Genomic DNA, 21,326 nt, shown 5'->3' with positions numbered 1-21,326 from the left:
ACGATCGTGAGAATGCGAACTCATCGGACCCTCACTTGCCCTATCTGTAGGGATCGGCAGCGTCACGCAACCCATCTCCCAAGAAATTGAACGCCAGAATAACAAGTATGACAGGAATCATCGGAAACAGCAGCCAGGGATAAAAAGCGATGACGCTGACGCTGCGTGCTTCGGTCAATAGAATACCCCAACTGGTGATCGGGGGCCTGAGGCCAAGCCCAAGGAAACTCAGTGCGGTCTCTCCGAGGATCATCCCCGGTATGGAAATGGTGGCCGTTGCGATCAGGTGCGACATAAAGCCGGGCACCAGGTGCCGTCCGATAATGCGCGGGCTCTTGGCGCCCATCAACTGCGCCGCCAGCACGTAGTCTTCCTCACGCAGCGAAAGGAGCTTGGAGCGCACGGAACGAGCAAGCCCGGTCCAGTCCAGCATGCCAAGTATGATGGTGATGCCGAAATAGATCAGGACAGGACTCCACGTCACCGGCATGATAGCCGCCAATGCCATCCAGAGCGGCAGGCTAGGCAATGATTGCAACACCTCGATGACACGCTGCACCAGCAGATCGAACAAACCGCCGTGATAGCCTGCAAGTCCGCCGATCACGATGCCGAGAACAAAACTGATGGTTATGCCGATAAGCCCGATAGTCAGCGATATGCGCGCACCATAGATGATGCGGGACAAGACGTCACGGCCGAGCCGATCAGTACCGAGCAGGAACATCTGGCCATCCTTTGCCGGGCAGACAAGATGGACATTACCCTCGATCAGGCCCCAGAAACGGTAGCTGTCACCACGACAAAAGAACCGAAGCGGTTCAACATCGTTGCGATCGTTTGTATAGACACGTTTGAGCGACTCCATATCAAGTTTCATTTGCCGGCCATAAACAAACGGTCCAACAAACTTTCCGTCGTGGAACAGATGCACCCGCTGTGGTGGCGAATGGATAAAGTCGACGTTGCGTGTGTGCAAATTGTAAGGTGCCAGGAATTCGGCAATAATGATCATGCCGTAAAGCACGAGCAAAAATATGCCCGATGCCAAAGCGAGCTTGTGCCGCTTGAATTTCCACCACATCAAACGCGCCTGCGATGCAAGATGGATTTTCGCCTGCGCGTCGGTCATCACCTCGACCGACATGGGATCGAACGGGGCGGTGGAAACATAATGTTGCAGGGGCGCGCCGGGCGGAGGAAGCGGTGCCGTCACTTTGTACTCCCGCCTTGCAAACGAATGCGCGGATCAAGAAAGGCAAGCGCAATGTCGGAAATAAGCACACCGATAACCGTCAGGAATGCGAGGAACATCAAAAAGGAGCCGGCGAGATACATATCCTGACTTTGCAGCGCCTTGATGAGCATCGGCCCGGTTGTTTCCAGGGAAAGAACGATCGCGGTGATTTCTGCGCCGGAGATGATCGAGGGCAAAATGGAACCAATATCGGAAACGAAAAAGTTCAGCGCCATTCGAAGCGGGTACTTGACCAGCGTGCGGAACGGGTGAAGCCCTTTGGCGCGCGCCGTCATAACATATTGCTTTTGTAACTCGTCGAGGAGATTGGCGCGCAAACGCCGGATCATGCCGGCCGTGCCTGCTGTGCCGACGATGATGACGGGAATCCACAGATGCGAAAGAATAGATCGCGCTTTTTCCCAGCTCATCGGTTCACCCAGAAACTTCTGATCCATCAGATGCCCGATCGACGTGCCGAACCAGATATTGGCGAAGTACATCAGGATAAGCGCCAGCATGAAATTGGGGATGGCAATGCCGAGAAGCCCGAAGAAAGTCAGGCCATAGTCGCTCCAGCTGTATTGATGCGTGGCTGAGTACATGCCGATAGGAAAGGCCATGACCCATGTGAACAAGATAGTGACGAAAGAGACGAGGATTGTCAGCCACATCCGTTCTCCCACCACTTCACTCACGGGCAGCTGGTACTCGAAGGAATAGCCGAAATCGCCCTGCAGCATGCCGCCAAGCCAATGGAAATAACGTAGCACTGGCGGCTGGTCAAAACCATATTGATGGCGCAGTTCCTCAATTTCCTGCAGATTGACGGTTTCCCCCTGGGCACGGAGCTCCGCAATCTGGCTTTCGAAGAAATTGCCAGGCGGCAATTCGATAATGGTAAAGACCAGGGCCGAGATGACCAAGAGGGTGGGGATCATCGCAGCGATACGCCAAAGTATATAACGCAGCATTTCTTTAGACCTGCTCCCCGCTCAGCCAGAAAGTATCAGGCATGTAAATGCCGAGATAGGACGTCGGATCAAATCCGTAGAGACCCTTTTCGGGAACGTTTTGCAAACGTGATGTACGCACAATCGGTTGCAGCGTGCCATTGACAAGCCCAATCGAAAATACCTGCTGGGTATAGATGGCCAGCATCTGCTGCCAGATTTCGGTGCGCTCGGTCAGGTGAGCGGATCGCTGCCAGCGTCCCAGAAGCTCTGTGAGCTTTATCGCTTCAGGAAGGTCCGCTGCCTTGCCCTGGCTGCCATGCGACAGGTAATGCATTCCCCACAGTGGCCATTGCAGCTGATCATCCATCGTCGGCGCCAGCTGTCCCGGGTTCATGTCGGCCGTTGCCACGCCGTTGTCCATGCCATACCAGATCGACATCATAATGCGCCCGCCCATAGCGCGGCTGCGGAAAATATCGCGCTGGGATGTACGAATGAACAGCGCGATTCCGATCTTGCGCCAGTGATCGGTGACGAGTTCAAGCACATCCGTATCGACGGAGCTCTCACCCGGTGTCTCGATTGTGATCTCGGCCAGCCGACCGTCCGGGAGCAGGCGAATGCCGTCCTCATTGCGATTTTGCAATCCGGCCTCGTCAAGCAGCGCATTGGCCTGTTCCGTATCGTGATCGATCCATGCACTGGCATATTCGGGTTTGAACAGCGGACTTTCGGGCAACAATGTATCGGCACTGGGAACGCCAAGGCCGTAAAACACCGCCATATTGATTTCATGCCGGTCGATGGCAAGCGACAAAGCCCGTCGCACCCGCACGTCGCGAAACAGCTCACGCCAGACGTCATCGCCGCAATTGAGATTCGGCAGGATTGCGACGCGTGAGCCGCGGGTCATTTTCCACAAATCGACCTTCACCGGGTAGCGGTCTTCCGCATCCTTCAGAAAGGTGTAGTCGGCAAAATCAATACCCGTTGCCTGCAGATCACTTTCTCCCGCACCCGTTTTCGCGGGAATGATGGAGGATGAACTGACATTGAGCACGAAGCGGTCGATATAAGGCAGTTGACGGCCGTTTTCGTCGACGCGGTGGAAGAACGGGTTGCGTTCGAAGATGAATTGCTCCGCCGGCGGCGCTGTCGTGTTTCGCCAGGGATCAAGCGTTGGCAGCTTGGGATTCTCCGGCCGGTACGTTCGTGACATTTTGATATGAAGGTCAGCCCACTTCTTCACCCGCTGTTCCTGCATCAAGGCGGAAAGCCTGAATTGGTCCTGATAGTTCTTGTGGAACTGCTTGAGATAGGCTGATGGACCGACGAGGACCAGCGGCTGCGGCCCGGCAAGATTTGGCAAGAAGTCCGGATTTGGCTTGTCCCAGGAGTAGCGAATGGTCCATTCATCGAGAACTTCGAAGCGCGGCAGATTTCCATCGACACGCAACACCATGGAGCCGCCGCCAGGTGTCAGATCCTTATTGAGCAGGACGTCCTCCCACCAATAGCGGAAATCATCGACGGTAAACGGAGATCCATCCGACCATTTGTGGCCGTCGCGGAGCGTGAAAGTGAACACGCTGTCATTGTCGGATTGAAAGCCCTCAAGAATATCGGGCTGGAAAACCAGACGTTCGTCATAGCCAATCAGCCGCGCATAGCCGTAAATGGTCATGAACCGTATGTCCTTGGCGCTGCCGATGATCGTGCGGACCGTTCCGCCATATTGCCCGGGGGTTCGTCCCATTTCCTTGAGGCGCACAATGCGTGGCCGCTTCGGCAATCGTTGGGCAAGGGGAGGCAAACTGCGCGCGCGCAACTGATCGGCAAGATACTCCGGCTCAATATCGCGGTCGGCCGCACTTGCCAGCTCCGGCAATATCCCGCAACCCAGAGCACCGAGACCAAAGGTACCAAGGACAGTGCGGCGCGTTACCACGAACGTAACTCCCTTGCGTCGGCATTGCGGTGCGCCAAGACGAGATGGCCGCCACCAAGATCGGCTGGAGCCAGTGTTTCGCTGTCGCCATCACCGGCAAACTGAGCACCCCAGGAACGTTGGTCCGAAGCGCCACCCATCTTCAATGTTTCGAAGTCAAGCGGCCTGTCCAGATCGGGAAAAGGCACAGCTGCCAGCAGCGAGCGCGTGTAGGGATGAACCGGGTCACGAAGTATTATTTCGCGCGGTGCTATCTCGACAATCCGGCCTCCACACATGACGGCAATACGGTCCGCCATATAGTCGACAACGGCAAGGTTGTGGGAAATGAACAGATAGGTGAGCCCGAGTTCCTTCTGCAGGTCCTTGAGAAGATTGAGAATCTGCGCCTGAACCGAAACGTCCAGCGCCGAGACGGGTTCGTCGCAGATCAGGAGTTGCGGCCCGAGCGCAAGAGCACGGGCGATGCCTATGCGCTGGCGCTGACCGCCGGAAAAACTGTGCGGGTAGCGGTTGAGATAGCGCTGGTCGAGGCCGATCGCCTGCATCAGCGCGCGCACCTTCTCCAGACGGTAGCCATTGTCGCCAAGTCCATGGATCTCCAAGGGTTCACTGAGGATGTTCTGCACTGTCATGCGCGGTGAGAGCGATGAGACCGGATCCTGGAACACCATCTGCATGCGGGTGCGCAACTCCATGAGCTCCTCGCCCTCAGCCTTGAGAACATCGATCTTGCCCCTGCCGTCGTCGAAGGTGACGGAACCACTATCGGGCGTGATCGCGCGCATCAATATTTTACTGACCGTGGTTTTGCCGCTGCCGCTCTCGCCGACAAGACCGAGGCATTCGCCGCGCCTGATATCGAAGCTGATGCCGTCCACCGCTTTTACCAAAGTCTTATCCTGCTTGCCAAACAGGCCCGATTTGCGGATGCCGTAGGATTTGACCAGGTCGCGAACGGAAAGCAGAATTTCCGGCGCGTTTTCGATCTGTCTTTTCTTTGCCCACAATGTGTTCGCATTGACGGGAACCTCGCGCAGTGCCTTCAAGCGTTCACCAGGCTTCATGTCGAAATGGGGTACGGCAGCCATGAGGCCCTTCAGATAGGGATGCTGCGGCTTACGGTAGATAGCGTCGACTGGTCCGGCCTCCATGATCTCACCGTGATAGATGACCACCACCTCGTCGGCCATATTGGCGACGACGCCGAGATCATGGGTGATGAGTAAAATTGCCATGTTGAGCTTGTGCTGGAGATCGCGCAGCAATTCGAGGATCTGTGCCTGGATCGTCACATCGAGCGCCGTCGTCGGCTCATCGGCGATGAGCAGGGCAGGACGGCAGATGAGCGCCATAGCAATCATGGCACGCTGGCGCATACCGCCAGAAAGCTCGAACGGATACATGTCATAGGTGCGACTTGGCTTGGCAAAGCCGACGAGGCCAAGCATTTCTTCGGTTTTTGCCCGGCGTTCGTCCTTCGTCGCGTCGGTGTGGATCGCCAGGACTTCGCTGATCTGGTTGCCGACGGTGTGGAGCGGTGACAGCGATGTCATCGGCTCCTGAAAGATTTTCGCCATGCGGCTGCCACGTAACGCCCGAATTTCGGGCCCATCCCGCGACAATTGCAGAACATCCGTGCTTCTGCCGTCGATTGGATCGGTGAAGAGTATTTTCCCGGTGACCTTTGCCGTATTGGGCAGGATTCCCATGACCGACTGACTGATAACAGACTTTCCCGAACCAGATTCACCGACAAGAGCCGTTACTTTTCCCGGAAGAACACGCAGGTTCGCGCCCTTGACGACTTGCAAACGCCCGCCAAGCATCGAAAACGAAATGCCCAGATTTTCGATACGCAACAGATCAGATTCCGACTTCATGCCAGCCAAATGTTCCCTCGGAGCCTTGTTCGTTGCTCACTAAAAATTGAACCTATCGCACGGCCCTGGGGGAGTCTAGCTGGCTCTATGTGCCGATAGCAGCCCATACCTTTGGAGGAGGCTATGCGATGCTTGAGTTTTGCAACTCAATTCAGCAAGATCGCAAAAGCGGTAAGCGTGCTCGAGGTTCGAGATCCAATAAAACAATCAAGGCGCAGGACAAATTCCCGGGCCAAGCACGTCCTCGCAGCGCGGCGAACGGCGGAAATTATCATAATAAAGCGTCCACTCAGTCTTATCGGCAGCTCTATAGGGGCCAAATTTGAAATATTGATTTCTACCAAGGCCGCCGTCGCCGTGGCCGATATGGCCTTTGACCGTCACGATCCATTTCTGGTTGGCGAAAATCTCGATATGGCCAGATCCGTCAGGGCCGGGCTTGGTATAAATGGCGAAATCAATCCACCCGGACCCTGGCGAAGGCAGCTTGTTGCCATGATCGGTCAGGGTGATTGCATCGGTGCAGCTATTGAACTGGCTGCCGTCCTGCGGTGTCCAGTTTTCGTCAGTCGCTATGAGCGCGCGCATCTGGTTTGTGTCTGCCCGGAACCAGACCGGCGTCTGGTTGTTTGCGCAGGCCTGGACAGGACTTGTCCCTTCCGCTTTGGAAGGCGCCACATAATTGGTTTCGACGGTCGCAAACAGCTTGCCCTGGTTCAGGCGCAGCGCCAGGAAAGGACTGAAATCACCGACTGCATCTGGCCCGATCTCACGCTTCCATTGCGCGATAAGATACCGATGATCGCCTTGTGGGATTGGATCGGCGAACTTGACGGCAAAACCATACCAGACACCTTCACTATAGGGCACGCGACGGTCGGTTTTCTCCCATATCTCTGCCCGTTCACTGCAGTTTTGTTTGACGTTCGGGCAAAATGGCTTGACGCTCAGTTTCAGGGCGCCAGTACCAGTCTGCTTGACGTCGGACTGGAATTCGAAACTGCCGGCGCGCTGCTCGAAATTCTTGCGGTAGTAGAGTCCGCCACTTGCCGCAAAATCCTTGCCATCAAAACCATCGAAAAGCGTGTCGCCTCCTGGCACTGCTGCCGCATCTGATAGGTTGAGAGTAGCGGCAAGGAGAGCCATGGCGACGATCTTTCCTGTCATTGCATGAATTTGTCTATCATGGGCCGCCGCTCCTGAGTCTTGGCATCGCGATGCAACAGCATTACCTGTTCCGCATCGGACAGGCCATCATAGGTGACCTGATCATACGCATCGTCCAGCTGGGCTGTTGGTTCAGAAGATTTTGGCAATAGAACCGTGACTTTCTGTCCAACACCGCGCAATTTTTCCTCGCCCAAGGTAACCCAGTCGCCACCACAATAGGTGGCAAATGCCTGGCTGGCGATAACCTCGCGCGAATATTTCTTGGTAAGCCCCTGTAAGCGCTGCACTTCGTTTACGGCAGAGCCGAAGGCCGAGAAGGTCAAGCGGTCTTTAAGACCGACATTGCCAAACATGACGTTCCCGACGTGCAGACCGATGCCATAACGAACGTCGCCAAGACCATCCTTGCGCCGCTCCTTGTTGAGTTCAGCGACACGTGCCTGCGCCTTGAACACCGCATTGAGAGCGGTTTGGCAGGCGATCTTCGACGGATCCTTGTGACGACCGCAGGGATAGACCGCAAGAAAGCCGTCGCCCATAAAGCTGAGAATTTCGCCGCCACCCCGATTGAACGGGGCCGCAATAGCATCAAAAAAATGATTGAGCGTATCTATATAGGCCTGCCGTCCCTCTTTCTCGGCCAGAACGGTGGACTCGCGCATATCGCCCATGACGAGCGCGGCCCGGATCGTGTCGCCATCACCACGCCTGATCTGGCCGTTGAGGACACGCTTACCGGCATTGCCACCGAGATATGTGGTCAGCATGTTGTCGGCTAGTTTGCCGAGGACCGCCATTTTGGCGGCAACTGCCAGATGATTCTGCAGTCGCAGCAGCGCCGCGATCATGGCATCGCTAAACCCTTCCTTGCTGTCGGTTGACCAGGAACCCATCATGCCTTGCGTCGACTGACCGCCAAAAGGCTGCAAGAAAGCGAGATAGTCGGTGACGCCTTCCTGTTTCAACTCGTCAAGCACCGGGAATTCGAGGGGTCCATCAACATCGATGCGTCGTCGCAAATGCTCCAGATTGTTGCTGAGAAGATAAAAGTAGGGGCTCAACAGGAAGCGTTCAGGCTTTCCGGCCGGGTCGTGCCGGTAACCTTCGACACTCATGCCGCTTGCACGTTTCCAGGTGAATCCCAACGCATCGTAGAGCGGATGCAGCATTGAGAAGGAGAGATTGACGCGGGCGATCGGCAGGCCCGCCGCTGCGATACGTTCGCAAAAGCCGCGTACAATAGTCTCCAGATTGTCGCCGGCAAGCGACGTTTGCGTGAGCCAGTCGGCTACCTTGTCGAGAAGTATGGTGGATACGTCAAATTGGGTCGTGCTCATCCGTCGTCCTTGCAAATGCGAGCCACGTCCACTTCCCGCACCCAGTCGCCCCCTCGAGCAAGTGTGAGCTACCGCACGAACTTGTCAGGGAACGGGAGGGAAGATGAGCGAATCGGATAATCATGTCAACGTCGGCGACGAGGGTGCTGACACCGCAATCTCACCGGTCCGATACTGCTCAGGCGGGTAGTTCGGCGGGCAAGTCCTCTATCAGTCGTTGTTTCCATGTCTCAAATGGGCATGTTGCCTATTTGAAACAATAGGCAGTTGTCACTTGATCGTGAGTAGCTGTCGGCAAACAGCTTGCCGGGTTTCTTGAAAAGGCTTCGAGACTGCGCGCGAGCGCAACGCTTGACAGCAAACCGCATAGCGGCCATCTAAAACCGACCTGATGGCCGGCAGCGGCGCTTGCACAAGAGAGAATATATTGGCTTCGTCCCCGTTTTCCGACCTTTCCGGTAAAATCGAAACGCGGCAGGCCCATACCGGTGTCATAGGGCTTGGCTACGTCGGATTGCCGCTGGCGATCACTCTTGCGCGCAGCGGGTTTGCCGTTACCGGTTTCGATATCGATCCTGGCAAGAAAATCGCGCTCGATGCGGGGCACTCCTATATCGAAGCGGTGACCGACGCGGCGCTCAAAAGCGAGATGGCGGCGAAAAGGTTTGGCGCGACAAGCGACTTTTCCGAACTTGCAAAGTGCGATGTCATCATCATCTGCGTGCCCACGCCGCTGACGAAACATCGCGACCCGGATCTTTCCTTTGTCGAGGCGACTTGCCGTTCGATTGCGGCCACCTTACGCCCCGGCCAGTTGATCGTGCTTGAGTCGACGACCTATCCCGGCACCACCGATGAGGTGGTCAAGACGATCCTCGAAAAAACCGGTCTCAAATCCGGCACGGACTTTTTCCTCGGATTTTCGCCGGAGCGCGAAGATCCTGGCAATCGCGACTTCCAGACTGCCACGATCCCGAAAATCGTTGCCGGCGATGGTGAAGCGGCTCGCGAATTGATGCAGGCCTTTTATGGTGCGGCGGTAAAAACCGTTGTGCCGGTCTCGTCCAATGCCACTGCGGAAGCGGTCAAGCTCACGGAAAACATCTTCAGGTCGGTTAACATCGCGCTCGTCAACGAACTCAAAACCGTCTACGCGGCAATGGGTATTGACATATGGGAGGTCATCGAGGCGGCGAAGACCAAGCCTTTTGGCTATATGCCCTTCTATCCCGGGCCAGGGCTCGGCGGCCATTGCATTCCCATTGATCCGTTCTATTTGACGTGGAAGTCGCGTGAATATGAGCTACCGACCCGGTTCATCGAGCTGGCTGGCGAAATCAATTCCGCCATGCCGCGCCACGTCATAAGCAAGCTTGCGGAGGCGCTCGATGTTCGGGCAGGCAAGGCGCTCAGCCGTTCTCGTATTCTTGTCCTGGGCCTCGCCTACAAGAAGAACGTGCCGGATATCCGCGAGAGCCCGTCTTTGCGGCTGATCGAGATCATCGAGGAACGTGGAGGCACCGCGGATTATCATGATCCCTTCGTTGACGAAATCCCGACAACACGGGAATACATGGCGTTGAAGGGTCGCAGGTCGGTCGACCTCGACGAGACTTCAATCAGATCCTACGACGCCATTTTGATCTCGACCGATCATGACCGCGTCGACTACGCCGCTCTGGCGAAATGGGCGCCTCTCATCATCGATACGCGGAATGTTTTCACCAGGCTGGGATTGATGGCCGAGCATATTGTGAAGGCGTAACCGCTGACCTCCTAAGACATTTTCGCCTTCAGATGGCTTGCTGCCATAGCATAACCACCCATTGCGCCATCGATAAAGTGAATGTGGTCGTGGGCCTGTGGCGTCGGCACGAAACAGGTAATCAGCGCAGCATCCTGCCGGTGCAAGCCATATTGAACGATACCCGCTTTCGAAGCGTTTTCGAGCAGCATTTCGATGCGCTGCGAAAGCTGGCCATCGATGTCGATGGTCATCTTGAGGCCGTCGTCAAATTTGCGGAAATCGGAATTTCGCGACAATTCGATTTTGTAGCGCTTCGGATCGAAGCCGCCCGCAGTAAGTCCGAGCCTGTCGAGCAAAAAAGTCAAGATAATCTGTCCGATAATCGCGATTTTGCGGGAAAGGCGTTTTCCAACCGGGGCAGTGGCCCGTGCTTCGGCATCGACACCTTTGGTCACCAAGCCTATCGGCGGTCCCTCGGCGGGAAGCGGGTGGGCGCCGCGGCCCTGCTCGGCTGCGAGGGCGATGATGTCGCTGACGAGCGTCTGAAATTGCGCGCTGGCACCTGATGGCCCCGGTACCGCGATGATCGACACGATTTTACCATTGCGCGCTTCAATCGGATTCCAGCGGCAGGAAAGACCGGTCAGGTCAGGCCGGGTACCGGAAGGAGCCGGTTCGATGGCGTAGGCGCCTTTCTTCATCTGCGCTTCCGCCCAACTCGCCCCACCCCCGGCAAACATCGCGTAAGAAACGTCGGGGCTGACCTTGAAGCGGGCGACGCGCACGTCAAGACCCTCGGCCCGGATATCGCGCATCGGGACAAGGGCGGCACGCAGCTTCAGCTGCAGATCGTCGGCAACCCAGGATTGCACAGCGGCCAGAGCTTCGCGCGCGAGCGGAATGGTGAATGCCGGTAGTGCCACCAATGCCCCATCGCCACCGAAAACGAAGGGATAGTTTTTCCTGTCAAGCACGTTGAGGAGAGCGGAGATGACACTCACGCCGGCCATGTTTACAGCCTTGTAACGTCCTGCCTTAATCGCCAAAGTTGAATCAACAATATCGGCCGTTGCCAACACCCAGTCATCCGGGAGCGGCTTATAGTTACCGGGGTCGCAAACACCCTCGAAGTGTTCGAAGACAGGGAGGGCGTCAAAGAAATCGCCAGATGTTTTTGTGATCATGCGTAAGGGTTACCACAGTCCAAAGTGACGAGCGATGGGTGAACCAGCATTGTGTAATGTCCGGCCTCAGGCAAAAAGCGACCTCCTGAAAACGAGGGAGCAGCAAAACGCAACTTTCAACTGGAGATTGCAGCTGCGTTGTAAAAATGTGACAAAGCGGCAATACAATAGTTCAGCGACTTGTGCCTCGGGCAAAGCTCGTGCAACCATATGCAAGGTTATTGATTCTGTGCCTTTTCAACCAGTTCGAATTTTTAAATTTTAACGAAGATACCGGCATATTCTGCCAAGAGGAAATGGTTCACTCCCGCGATGCATTTTGATCTGGCCCATTTTCCGGATTTCGAGGAAGGTTTTATAAGTGGGACCGTCAAGCATGACACCCTTGAAATGCTTGTTGGAATCAGGCAGCAGCTGAATTGCCGCCACATCACGCATGTGGGCCATAGCGATCAGCCTGGCCCCTATCGCGGTCCTGCTCCGGATATATCTGTCCTCACTACTGTGCCGACGAAATGGGTGATGCGTTATGCAGCCAAGAACTATTTCTCGGTTGATCCGATCATGCAGGCCATAAGGGTATCTAAACAGCATGGAAATGCACCTGGCACCATCCGCAACCTCTCGGCGGAGGGTGGGTTGTCGATGGAGGTGAGACACTTTCTGCGCGATTGCGAGGCGCGCGGTTTAGGTAATCTCTATCTGGCCGTCAATGCCTCGAATGCACATGGCTTTCGCGGAGTCACACTTTTCACTTTCGACATTGAACGCGCACATGAAGCTGCATTCGTGGACGGGATGCGAAAGAGGTTGGCGACAGTTTCGACCCGCCTGCACAATGTCCTGCATGGCAATCGCAATCCGCGCCTGGCGGCGGTCGTCGCGAAGCTGTTGACGAAACGCGAATTGGATTGTTTGTACTGGGCCGCCAACGGCAAAACCGACGGTGAAATTGGCGAGATTCTCAACATTGGCCGCTGGACCGTCGTGACCTATCTGCAGAACGCCAAGAACAAGCTTGGTTGCTCCAATCGCACATCGACGGTGGCGACGGCGCTGGCCTTGGGCGTCATCGAGATGCCAACCATTGCCAGCAGGTTCTAGAACTTATCCGGGTGCAGTGAGCTGTGGCAGCCGGGCATTGTCGAACGCTGCCGCGAGCAGAGCCGTATTATCGGCCGGACTTTTGCCCGTTTCGGAAAATCGAACGTGATGCAAGTCTATCTCGGTGGAATCGGATGACAGGGTCAATCTGAAATAAGCATTCACCCCCATATTGCTGAATTCCAGATCAAGCATCACTTTTGGCGTTGAATTCCAGTCGAGTGTGTACTCGCCCCCAAGCCCGAAAGTCAGCGTATTCGGGTAAAAGGTCAGTTCCGTCGCAGAATTGACGATATCGGCAATATTGCCGAACAGTTCGCAACGAATGAAGGCGATATAGTCTGCTACATCCACCAGGCAAAGATCGTGTATGACCTCCTGCAGATGCGCCGAGATGATCTCGACGCGGGCAACGGAATATTGTGTTCGCTTCATATATTGATCCGCTTGAATTTACGCAATTATTTACGGCGTCCATTAACAAATTGAATGAGTTCAGCTACCGCCTTATAAAATTCCGGAGCAATGACGTGATTGACCTGGACCTGCTTGTAAAGTGACCGCGCCAATTGGATGTTCTCGAATATGGGTATGTCGTGTGCCTCGGCGATCTCCCTGATCTTGAGGGCGATGATATCTTGACCCTTTGCTACAACGACGGGTGCCCCATCTTGGGCAGGATTGTAGCGCAGAGCAACCGAGAAGTGTGTCGGATTTGCGACGATCAGTGTGGCAGTCGGTACCGAAGCGATCATGCGCTGGCGTGCCCGGTCACGGCCAAGTGAGCGCAAGCGCGATTTTAGCAGTGGGTCGCCTTCTGCCTGTTTGTGCTCGTCTTTGATTTCCTGGCGTGTCATGCGAAGCTCGCTGCGCCAGTGAATCCGGGTCCAGGCCAGGTCAAATGCTGCAAGCACGGTGACGGCAATCGCTACGGAGGCAAGCAGGCGCACGATATGCGTGCGGATGAGTTGGGGCAACTGGCTCGGCTCGGTGATGATCGCGTCGACGAAAAAATGGCTGTCCTTAAAGAAGATCATGAAGACGATGATGCTCGCGGCTGCAAATTTCAACGTGGATTTGAGGAACTCGACGCGGCCGGCTGAACCGAAAAGACGCGACCAGCCCTTAATGATGGAAACGCGCGACGCTTCCGGCTGGATGCGATCGAAGACGATGCGCGGCGCATTTTGCAGGACGGATGCGAGGATACCTGCGCCAGGGACGATAATGAGGATCGGCAGCAGGGCCAAACCAACAGCCGCGCCGATAATGCCAAACAATTGGCGGGCATCGTCGGCACTGCTCAGCCGCCAATCGTCGGATTTATCCAGCAGTTCGGAAAGAAACGAGGCAAGCTTTGCGCCGCTGGGCACAACGACGAAAACCATGATGATGAGAAAAGCGATGATCGAAGCAAGGATTGGTGCTTCCCGGGAGAAAGGCAGATTGCCTTTTTCGATTGCATCACTGACTTTTTTCTCAGTGGCTTCCTCGGTTTTGCTTTCCTTGTCGGCCGTCTCCGACATCGGCTAGCGACCTCGCCTCATGCCGCCGGCTCTTCGGCTTCGAGTTTGAGGTCACCGCGGTCTGCAAGCACAATCGCCGTGCGGGCAATTGCCCGCCGTGCTTGTGTCACCGCATTGACGTTGACGTTGGTCTGGCTGGAAAGTTCGGTTTCCACCATGCGCCGCCCGCGGGTGGACAGCGACTGCAGGATGAGTTCCTGTAACTGCGGTTCACAGCCGTGCAACGCTGTCGTGACCACATCTGTCTGGATTTCGTCGAAAAGAACAAGCCGGGCACGCTGCGATATGCGCACGATGTCCTCGAAGGTGAACAGCTTGGCTTTGATCTTGGCAAGATCATCGGCGCCGAGATCGGTCAGGCCGGCAAGCAATTCGTCAATCTCAGATTTTTCCAGCTGATTGATGATATTGGCGACCGCTCCATGATGGCTCTTTTCGGAACTTGTATTGTCCCTGCCAGTGACTTCGCGCTGCAGGATGCCCTCCAGCATTGTCGAAACAGCTGGATCAACTTTACGGATGTGCAAGGTACGCTGAATGATGGCGCTGCGCTCTGCCGCATCAAAACGGATCAGGAGTTTGGCGGCAATATCGGAAGGCAGGCGGGAAATGACATAGGCGCTGACCTGGGGATGTTGTGCGGTCAGATAGGCATGAAGCACGTCGGCTGGAATGCGTGGCAACTGGTCCCACACCGACTCCTGCGTCAGCAATTCCGGACGGCGGTTCTCGATGACGGCGCTGGCTTCGTCGGCCGAGAGCGTTTCACGTAACAATCCTTCGAAGCGCATCCCGGCCTCGGATACCGGCGCGCCATCGGCAAAGGCGTTTTCGAACTGCTTGACCAGCTCTTCGAAATCGCCCGGCGTGATCGGTTCGAGCTTGCGCGCATGGCCGGCAAGCGAACGCAGATCATCGGCGGTGAAATGCTTGAGCAGCCGCGATGCGGATGGTCGCCCGATGGCCACGAGCAATGCCGCCACCTTTTCCGGACCTGACAGATCCATGATGGCGCTTGAACTTTGAGGTATTTCTTGATCGCTCATGCGGCCCGGCTTCTAAGTGTTGTGGTGTGAATTTTGGATCAGATGCCGCTGCCGATAACCTCGGTGAGGCTGACACCGAAGCGCGAGGAATCGTCCTCAAGAACGATCACTTCGCCGCGGGCGATAACCCTGCCATTGACGACGATATCGACCGGATCGCCGATCTGCTTATCCAGGGTGACAACGGCGCCGCGGCCAAGCTTCATAAGATTGGCGACGGGCATCGATGTACTGCCGAGTACGACCTGGACATCCACCGGGATGCCCATGATGAGATCGATGTTGGGTTTCGTGCCCCCCGATTTGCGGTTCGGCTGCGGATCATCGCGCTTCAAATCTTCGATCGCTTCGTTGAGTTCGTCTTCAATGGAGGTCTTGTCGGAAATGGTCATGATTTGGAAAGCCCAGAGTTAGAGGACGGCGCTTGCCACATCGGCGCTGCGCACGATGCGGTTGACGAATACGGGAAGATTCTTTGCGGGAGCGAGAGGTGCCGCCTTTGTAACAAACGCGGGCGTTGCCGGGGCAATATCTGCTTGCTGGACAGATGCCGGCATCACCCTGACATTGTCCTTGAGATCATTTTTTGCACGTTCGACAAGGTCGATGGCGCGGCTGATTTCGGAACGCACACGATCGGAATCTTTCAGCCTGGCCTCAAGCCGGACACTTTCATCGCGGCAGCTTTCCCGCTCCGCCTGCAGGATCGCCAATGCCTGCTGCAGATTGGCGGCAGAGCTGGCGACCTGATGTGCCATGATGCGGCTCATGGCTGTAAGGCGGTTGGCCTTGCGCAGCGCCGCAAAGAAGACGACGAGGGACACCGCCGTCAGCGCGATCGAAATAAAATTAATCAGCGGCAAGCTCATCGAGGAGATCCTCTTCTTCATTGACGGAATCGGTGATCCGCACGGTGAATGCGCTGCCCGCCTTGCCAAGCCGACATTTGTAAAGCGCCTGTTTGCCGCTGCGCAAACGGACCTGATCGATTGCGTCCTTGGGCAAATGCAGCACCTGACCCGGCCGCAACAGAGCGATTTGTTCGAGCGTCATCGAGCCTTGCTGCAGATAGGCTTCAACATCGATGCGGGCACGGCTGACTTCGAGCCGCAGTTTCTTGGCCCATGCAGGATCGGAATGATGTGCCGGCTGCCGAAGCAACCGGGCAATTGCTTCCTGCATTGGCTTGAAACTCGACCGCGGCAAAAGGATCAGGATCTGACCCGAGCGCCCGGTAGCCTTCAACGCGATCGTGCAGCAGATCATGCGTGTTTCCGTGACCGTACCTGGTGCAAGATGCGCAGCCTCGACGAGGTCGCCGATCTGGAAAAGCGGCTCACCGCCGGCCGAGAAAATATGATCGAGCGAAGCGGTAACATCGCTAAATATCTGTCCGGCGATGCCAAGGTCGACGGAGGCCAGCGGCCGCGCCGCAGCGCCAGTGTCGTGACTTGCGCCGGAACCAAATAGCGCTTCAACACCGCAATCGATAAAATTGCGATCTGCAGCGAGCATCAGGCGTGATCCCCACTTGGCAACCGGAACCATACCGACAAGGCTGGCTTTAAGGAGATTCTCGCCGATCGCATCCTTCTCAAGCGATTCAATGCGGATGAATTCTGCACCTATCGCGACATCTGTCTGGGCTGCGACCCTCGAACCGAATGAACCAGCAAGATCGCGGAAGACTGCTTCCAGCGATTTAAGGTCATCGACCGAGAGGCCTGCAGCCCGCAGGATGTTCTCTGCGAGCGCGTCGGGTCGTTTCTGTTCGGCTTCGATCTCCATGATTGTCTTACGCCGCTTGCCGCAACGGGGCAGGGGCCGATGGTGTCAGCGTTTCCTGTTCGACAACATCGATGGACGGGCGATCATAGGCGGAAATGGTCTTGCGGCCGTATTCCAGCGCAATCTGGGGCAGTGCGCCATTCATATAAGCAAGCAATGTCTGCTTGACGATCATGTAGAGGCGGTTTTGCTTCTCACGGGTTGTCTTGATCTTGGTGGCAATCGGGCCGACGACGCCATAGGAGAGGAAAATACCGGCGAAGGTTCCAACGAGTGCTGCGCCTATCAAATGGCCGAGCACCTCCGGCGATTCATTCAGTGCACCCATGGCCTTGATCACGCCGAGTACTGCCGCAACGATGCCCAGTGCCGGAAGGCCTTCGGCGACGCTGACCATGGCATTGTAGGGCTTGAGTTTGTCACGCGAGATGGTGTGGATCTCCTCGTCCATCAGGGCTTCGATCTCATGCGAGCGCGCATTGCCGATGATGATGAGGCGGCAATAATCGCAGATAAAATGAGTCAAATCGTGGTTCTTGAGAACGCTCGGAAAGGTTTGGAAAATTGTTGATTCCGTTGGGTTGTCAATGTGAACCTCAACCTCATTACGCGACTTGGCGCGCAACTCCCGCATCAGCGCATAAAGGACACCGAGCACATCGAGATAGTCCCGCTGCTTGGGAATCTTGTTGGTAAAGGCTTCCATACAGGCCCGGCCTGTATCCTTGACCGCCGAAAACGGATTGGCCACCAGGAATGTGCCGAGCGCAGAGCCACCGATGATGACGAATTCCCAAGGTTGCATGAGCACAGCAACATGGCCGCCCATTGCGATAAATCCGCCGAGAAGACATCCCATCGTCACGACGAGTCCAACAAGAATACCCAAGACACTCTCCTGCCCATTTATGGATAGAGCGCTAACAGCGTCGGCTTGCGTGAACCTTGCAGAGATGGGAGCTCGTTCGGCTTTGTCGCAAACTCTTCGGTACGAGAGGGCCATTATCTATCTCCGGTGAAACTTCGGAGAGGTCAGATGTTTAAGGGACGTCATTTCGACCGATCAGTCATTCTGCTGTGTGCGCGCGTATCTGACTTATGGCCCGAGCCTGCGCGATCTGGAAGAAATGATGCAAGAACGCAATATCCGAGTGGATCACTCGACGGTACATCGCTGGTCTTTCGCGCTACTTTCCGCAATTGCTTGAACGCTTCAACAAGCACGTACGCGCTACAGCGGTTACGCCATTTGCTCGAAAAGCACATGTCAGAGGATGGTGTGCTATTTGACTCGCGTGCGTGGATCATCACCGCCCATCGCATGAATGGATAGCCAACGGGACACGATCAGGTCGGCCACGTTGACCAAGAGTCTTGTTGAAGAACGCTTTGCAGCAGCCAGATCCCGTTGTTCCCTGAAGTAGAACCCGACCGTGTCTCCAAGGCTGTTGATGGCTCGATAAAGATACATCCATGAACCTTAACCGTGCGGTCGTTCATCGCCGCATGGATGAGATCGTCAACGAGGTAGGCGACATCAAGACTGACATCGCCACGATCACCGATCAGGTCAAGGACAGCAAGAAGGTCACTGACCAGGTGAAGCAATGGCGCGCGATGGGGCTCGGTGGATTAGGTGTCGTCGGGATTGCCTGCACCGCGCTCGGTATCAGCCTCGCCAGCTCGATAGAGTGGATATCCAGACTGTTTCACAAATAGCAATCGCCCTGCCGGTCGGGCTGCCGGGTGGGCCTCAACATGTAGGAATCCGAGCGCTTATTTTGCCCACCGGCTTTTTTGTTCTTGGTGCACAAGACGCTATTATTTGACGACGGTCTGCCCAAATCTTCAGACGCTAGACTATAGGATAGCCGTGAAGCAGGCACCGCAGACGATTGCCGCCCTCTCTTTTCTCAAAAGGATTTGTCTCACTAACCGCATCCACGCTCCTGACGCTTAACGTACTTTACACCATAGCTCCATTGGTCTAGCGCTGCAAAGGCATACTCATTTTGAAATTTGGTCGGAGCGGGATGGTTACGAATTACGCAGTCAAGGCTTTTGGAGTTTATCAAGAAAAGGGGGCACGGGGCTTATTTGCTCATTCCCTGAGGTATGTCGCATTTCGGATTGAAACGTTCAGGTTTCCTCTTCCTTGGTTCAAATCAACCCCAAGCGTTGCCTTGCAGTTTCGACATGCTGGATCACTGAATGAGATTGGTGCGGTCCTTGCGAGGACAATACCAGACAATGTCAATCCATCCATCGCGATTCCGCTTGATTCTGTGGACACTTCGGTTTTTGACCGTGTCGCCGTAATAATTCATATCTTCTATCCAGAGATTACGGCGGAGATCGCGAAGCACTTGGGAAACATACCGGTGCCGTATGGGTTATTCATAACGACAGACAGCGAAGAAAAGAAAGCTACTATTCTGGATCTGCTTTCCCGCGTTGATCTATCTCCCGTAGAGATCGAGATAAGAATTGTGCCGAATAGGGGCCGTGACGTTGCCCCCAAATACATAGCCTATAGAGAGGTCTATGACCGCTATCCAGCATTCTTGCATCTCCATTCCAAACAATCCTTACACGCCGCTGGCGAATACGCTTCATGGCGGGACTATTTAGTCTCATCATTGATAGGGAGCCCAGAAATCGCTGCTAGCAATCTGTCGCTCCTGTCGAGGGTCAATGTCGGGGTAGTATACCCTGAACATGCTGAATTCATAAAGAGCGTTATTAATTGGGGTTATGACTTTCCGATCGCGAGAACGTTGCTAGCGCGCATTGGTATAAATCTTGATGCCTACAGTACACTCGAGTTCCCATCTGGCTCTATGTACTGGGGTAGGTCGGCAGCGATAAAGCAATTGCTTAACCTGAATCTGGATTACCAGGATTTCCCAGATGAAGCCGGTCAGGTAGATGGGACGTTGGCGCATGCGATCGAAAGATCGCTTTTGTATTTCGTAGAAAAGTCAGGTCACACCTGGATACGAGTCAGCACAGATAAACGTGCGAAATCCAAGATTGAGCCTACTAACATGACTTCCTTATTCGAATCACTGGCCACATCCAGCCAAGAATATATCACACTAACTCAGCAGACGAATTATGAGACTATCAGAATCACCGCTGCTCCGAAATATGAGGGTAGGCGACGATTGAATCTGATGGTTCCGTCCATTGAATCTGCGCATATATTTGGTGGAATTGACACAGCATTGAAGATCTTCCGTCAGATAGCAGACGCTTCAAAGGATGAGACAGACTTCAGGGTTGTAGTAAGCGAGACACCTGTAAGTGAATCAATTCCGCATATCCTGCAAGGTTATGAAATTCAGAAGATCGGAAGTGAAACCCGCAAACAACACACCATCGTTGACGCCACTGTCAGATTAAAAAATCATTTGGAAGTGACGAAGAACGATGTATTCATGGCGACGGCTTGGTGGACCGCCTTAAACGCTTATAGGCTCCAAGAGGCTCAGAAAATATTGTTCGGGAAAGCCCCGAAAGTCATTTATCTTATTCAGGATTTTGAGCCCGGATTTTATGGGTGGTCTACGAAGTACGCACTTGCCGACTCAACGTATCGTCGTGACGACGATACGTTTGCCATATTCAATTCTGAAGAATTGGAAAATTTTTTCGCGAAGCAATATAGTCACTCTAATAAACGCATACTGCGGTATGAGATAAACAGGAAAATAGATGAGGCTCTCAGGCCGGTTCCACGGGAAAAGATAATTCTATTTTATTCCAGGCCATCTGCCGTCCGGAACTGCTTCGAAGCTGGTATCGATGGGCTTGGACTATGGAGCAGACGAAACCCTTTAAAAGCCGCAGAATGGCAAATATATTGCATCGGAGAGCCATTTGATGTGCGACAGTTGGTGGATCTGGACAATGCCATTATTACTGGAAAGATGCCTCTATCTGTATATGCTGAACTGCTGAGTAAAGCATCCGTCGGCTTGTCCTTGATGATATCCCCGCACCCTAGTTATCCTCCGCTTGAAATGGCGTACGCAGGCATTCATACCATCACAAATCTCTACGATTGCAAGGACCTGTCGAAACGAAGTCCGCTCCTTGAAAGTCTTCAGGTGGTAACACCAGAGAGTATTGCAATTGCCCTCGAACACGCCGTCGATAAAGCGGAAAAAAACATAGGCATTGTGGGTTCCATACGCTGTCCAATCGCGGACATTGAATCGGCAACTCCTGAGTTTTCCCCAGCCTTAATCTGGGAGCACGTAGAGAATTAGGACAATGCCATAACTGCCGTAAACTGCGTATCATTGTGCGGTGGTGTGAACTGCCATGTACATCAACGTAGTCGCCGTCGGCCAATTCGTGTTCGTGGATTGCGGCTACCGCCCTTTCGGCAATTG

18 protein-coding genes and 3 pseudogenes are annotated in these 21,326 nt (G+C 54.8%); 6 read left to right on the top strand and 15 right to left on the bottom strand.

Features of this window, described 5'->3' with window-relative positions:
• Positions 1 to 40 precede the first annotated feature (40 nt).
• From N8E88_RS08725 to N8E88_RS08700, 6 genes are all read right to left on the bottom strand, one after another.
• Positions 41 to 1,216 (bottom strand): ABC transporter permease, encoded by a 1,176-nt coding sequence (locus N8E88_RS08725; protein ID WP_262292171.1) that lies wholly within the window; start codon positions 1,214 to 1,216, stop codon positions 41 to 43.
• Positions 1,213 to 2,211, bottom strand: coding sequence for an ABC transporter permease (locus N8E88_RS08720; protein ID WP_262292170.1), 999 nt, complete (start codon positions 2,209 to 2,211; stop codon positions 1,213 to 1,215). Before N8E88_RS08720 ends, N8E88_RS08725 begins: the two co-directional genes overlap by 4 nt.
• A gap of 4 nt (positions 2,212 to 2,215) precedes the next feature.
• Positions 2,216 to 4,141, bottom strand: coding sequence for an ABC transporter substrate-binding protein (locus N8E88_RS08715; RefSeq protein ID WP_262292169.1), 1,926 nt, complete (start codon positions 4,139 to 4,141; stop codon positions 2,216 to 2,218).
• The gene (locus N8E88_RS08710; protein WP_262292168.1) at positions 4,135 to 6,024 is read right to left on the bottom strand and encodes an ABC transporter ATP-binding protein; all 1,890 of its coding nucleotides are present in this window, start codon (positions 6,022 to 6,024) and stop codon (positions 4,135 to 4,137) included. The genes N8E88_RS08715 and N8E88_RS08710 overlap by 7 nt, the downstream gene beginning before the upstream one ends.
• A gap of 207 nt (positions 6,025 to 6,231) precedes the next feature.
• The gene (locus N8E88_RS08705) at positions 6,232 to 7,170 is read right to left on the bottom strand and encodes a polysaccharide lyase family 20 protein (protein WP_410010587.1); all 939 of its coding nucleotides are present in this window, start codon (positions 7,168 to 7,170) and stop codon (positions 6,232 to 6,234) included.
• Between the two features lie 17 nt (positions 7,171 to 7,187).
• Positions 7,188 to 8,531, bottom strand: coding sequence for an adenylate/guanylate cyclase domain-containing protein (locus N8E88_RS08700; RefSeq protein WP_262292166.1), 1,344 nt, complete (start codon positions 8,529 to 8,531; stop codon positions 7,188 to 7,190).
• A 427-nt stretch (positions 8,532 to 8,958) separates the two neighbouring features.
• Here N8E88_RS08700 and N8E88_RS08695 point away from each other — a divergent pair, with 427 nt between their 5' ends.
• Positions 8,959 to 10,296 (top strand): nucleotide sugar dehydrogenase, encoded by a 1,338-nt coding sequence (locus N8E88_RS08695; protein ID WP_262292165.1) that lies wholly within the window; start codon positions 8,959 to 8,961, stop codon positions 10,294 to 10,296.
• Between the two features lie 11 nt (positions 10,297 to 10,307).
• Here the strand turns inward: N8E88_RS08695 and N8E88_RS08690 are convergent, their stop codons facing one another.
• Entirely contained in the window at positions 10,308 to 11,462 is a 1,155-nt protein-coding gene (locus tag N8E88_RS08690; protein ID WP_262292164.1) for a DUF3095 domain-containing protein, read from the bottom strand.
• 312 nt (positions 11,463 to 11,774) lie between these two features.
• Between N8E88_RS08690 and N8E88_RS08685 the strand changes: the two genes are divergently transcribed.
• Entirely contained in the window at positions 11,775 to 12,566 is a 792-nt protein-coding gene (locus N8E88_RS08685) for a helix-turn-helix transcriptional regulator (RefSeq protein ID WP_262292163.1), read from the top strand.
• Between the two features lie 3 nt (positions 12,567 to 12,569).
• Here N8E88_RS08685 and N8E88_RS08680 read toward each other — a convergent pair whose 3' ends face one another.
• The 7 genes from N8E88_RS08680 to motA are packed head-to-tail and all read right to left on the bottom strand — an operon-like array spanning position 12,570 to position 17,815.
• Positions 12,570 to 13,001, bottom strand: a complete 432-nt coding sequence (locus N8E88_RS08680; protein WP_262292162.1) for a BspJ family T4SS effector nucleomodulin — start codon at positions 12,999 to 13,001, stop codon at positions 12,570 to 12,572.
• A gap of 26 nt (positions 13,002 to 13,027) precedes the next feature.
• Complete coding sequence (locus N8E88_RS08675) at positions 13,028 to 14,092, bottom strand: EscU/YscU/HrcU family type III secretion system export apparatus switch protein (protein WP_262292161.1); 1,065 nt, start codon at positions 14,090 to 14,092, stop codon at positions 13,028 to 13,030.
• 17 nt (positions 14,093 to 14,109) lie between these two features.
• Positions 14,110 to 15,138, bottom strand: coding sequence for a flagellar motor switch protein FliG (locus N8E88_RS08670; RefSeq protein ID WP_262292160.1), 1,029 nt, complete (start codon positions 15,136 to 15,138; stop codon positions 14,110 to 14,112).
• A 38-nt stretch (positions 15,139 to 15,176) separates the two neighbouring features.
• The gene (gene fliN / locus N8E88_RS08665) at positions 15,177 to 15,530 is read right to left on the bottom strand and encodes a flagellar motor switch protein FliN (RefSeq protein ID WP_262292159.1); all 354 of its coding nucleotides are present in this window, start codon (positions 15,528 to 15,530) and stop codon (positions 15,177 to 15,179) included.
• An 18-nt stretch (positions 15,531 to 15,548) separates the two neighbouring features.
• A complete protein-coding gene (locus N8E88_RS08660; protein ID WP_262292158.1) occupies positions 15,549 to 16,007 on the bottom strand; it encodes a BAB2_0123 family type IV secretion system effector in 459 nt (152 codons plus the stop codon).
• On the bottom strand, positions 15,988 to 16,926 hold the full coding sequence (locus N8E88_RS08655; protein ID WP_262292157.1) for a FliM/FliN family flagellar motor switch protein: 939 nt from the start codon (positions 16,924 to 16,926) through the stop codon (positions 15,988 to 15,990). Before N8E88_RS08655 ends, N8E88_RS08660 begins: the two co-directional genes overlap by 20 nt.
• 7 nt (positions 16,927 to 16,933) lie before the next feature.
• On the bottom strand, positions 16,934 to 17,815 hold the full coding sequence (gene motA / locus N8E88_RS08650; RefSeq protein ID WP_315975234.1) for a flagellar motor stator protein MotA: 882 nt from the start codon (positions 17,813 to 17,815) through the stop codon (positions 16,934 to 16,936).
• Between the two features lie 147 nt (positions 17,816 to 17,962).
• Between motA and N8E88_RS08645 the strand changes: the two are divergent.
• Positions 17,963 to 18,159, top strand: a pseudogene (locus N8E88_RS08645) (hypothetical protein); the annotation flags it as partial.
• Positions 18,158 to 18,259 (top strand): annotated as a pseudogene (locus N8E88_RS08640) (methyltransferase); the annotation flags it as partial. The pseudogenes N8E88_RS08645 and N8E88_RS08640, both read left to right, overlap by 2 nt.
• On the opposite strand, the pseudogene N8E88_RS08635 reads toward N8E88_RS08640, so the two are convergent.
• A pseudogene (locus N8E88_RS08635) lies at positions 18,243 to 18,406 on the bottom strand (DDE-type integrase/transposase/recombinase); the annotation flags it as partial. The pseudogenes N8E88_RS08640 and N8E88_RS08635 sit on opposite strands and share 17 nt — an antisense overlap.
• Here N8E88_RS08635 and N8E88_RS08630 point away from each other — a divergent pair.
• Both N8E88_RS08630 and N8E88_RS08625 read left to right on the top strand, forming a co-directional pair.
• Positions 18,400 to 18,645, top strand: a complete 246-nt coding sequence (locus N8E88_RS08630) for a DUF1515 family protein (protein ID WP_315975233.1) — start codon at positions 18,400 to 18,402, stop codon at positions 18,643 to 18,645. The pseudogene N8E88_RS08635 and the gene N8E88_RS08630 overlap by 7 nt on opposite strands.
• 314 nt (positions 18,646 to 18,959) lie before the next feature.
• Entirely contained in the window at positions 18,960 to 21,200 is a 2,241-nt protein-coding gene (locus N8E88_RS08625; protein ID WP_262292156.1) for a rhamnosyltransferase WsaF family glycosyltransferase, read from the top strand.
• The last annotated feature ends 126 nt before the right edge of the window (positions 21,201 to 21,326 follow it).

The sequence above is a fragment of the Phyllobacterium zundukense genome, from assembly GCF_025452195.1.
GTDB classification, from domain to species: domain Bacteria; phylum Pseudomonadota; class Alphaproteobacteria; order Rhizobiales; family Rhizobiaceae; genus Phyllobacterium; species Phyllobacterium zundukense_A.
Note: the sequence above shows the minus strand (reverse complement) of the source record. Positions and strands in the feature narration are given on the sequence as shown.